Source organism: Acinetobacter sp. YH12043 (assembly GCF_013419915.1).
Classification (GTDB): Bacteria; Pseudomonadota; Gammaproteobacteria; order Pseudomonadales; family Moraxellaceae; genus Acinetobacter.
Map to the genome: position 1 here is coordinate 1 of NZ_VOZD01000061.1, position 1,210 is coordinate 1,210.

A 1,210-nucleotide genomic window follows, 5' to 3' on the forward strand; every position below is an offset into this window, starting at 1 on the left:
TGGTGGGTCTGACAAGACTTGAACTTGTGACCCCACGCTTATCAAGCGTGTGCTCTAACCAACTGAGCTACAGACCCTCAGATACATCGTCATGAAGAACAACTTGTTGTGGATTCTTACCAATCGTCAATCTTTCGTTAAGGAGGTGATCCAGCCGCAGGTTCCCCTACGGCTACCTTGTTACGACTTCACCCCAGTCATCGGCCACACCGTGGTAAGCGTCCTCCCTAAGGTTAGACTACCTACTTCTGGTGCAACAAACTCCCATGGTGTGACGGGCGGTGTGTACAAGGCCCGGGAACGTATTCACCGCGGCATTCTGATCCGCGATTACTAGCGATTCCGACTTCACGCAGTCGAGTTGCAGACTGCGATCCGGACTACGATCGGCTTTTTGAGATTAGCATCTGCTCGCGCAGTAGCAACCCTTTGTACCGACCATTGTAGCACGTGTGTAGCCCTGGCCGTAAGGGCCATGATGACTTGACGTCGTCCCCGCCTTCCTCCAGTTTGTCACTGGCAGTATCCTTAAAGTTCCCACCCGAAGTGCTGGCAAATAAGGAAAAGGGTTGCGCTCGTTGCGGGACTTAACCCAACATCTCACGACACGAGCTGACGACAGCCATGCAGCACCTGTATCAGAGTTCCCGAAGGCACCAATCCATCTCTGGAAAGTTCTCTGTATGTCAAGGCCAGGTAAGGTTCTTCGCGTTGCATCGAATTAAACCACATGCTCCACCGCTTGTGCGGGCCCCCGTCAATTCATTTGAGTTTTAGTCTTGCGACCGTACTCCCCAGGCGGTCTACTTATCGCGTTAGCTGCGCCACTAAAGCCTCAAGGGCCCCAACGGCTAGTAGACATCGTTTACGGCATGGACTACCAGGGTATCTAATCCTGTTTGCTCCCCATGCTTTCGCACCTCAGTGTCAGTATTAGGCCAGATGGCTGCCTTCGCCATCGGTATTCCTCCAGATCTCTACGCATTTCACCGCTACACCTGGAATTCTACCATCCTCTCCCATACTCTAGCTAACCAGTATCGAATGCAATTCCCAAGTTAAGCTCGGGGATTTCACATTTGACTTAATTAGCCACCTACGCGCGCTTTACGCCCAGTAAATCCGATTAACGCTTGCACCCTCTGTATTACCGCGGCTGCTGGCACAGAGTTAGCCGGTGCTTATTCTGCGAGTAACGTCCACTTATCCC

General features: G+C 52.2%; 1 tRNA gene and 1 rRNA gene. Both read right to left on the minus strand.

Annotated features, from left to right (window positions below):
• Positions 1-77, minus strand: a tRNA-Ile gene (locus tag FTU01_RS15450).
• Between the two features lie 61 nt (positions 78-138).
• A 16S ribosomal RNA gene (locus FTU01_RS15455) occupies positions 139-1,210 on the minus strand; the annotation flags it as partial.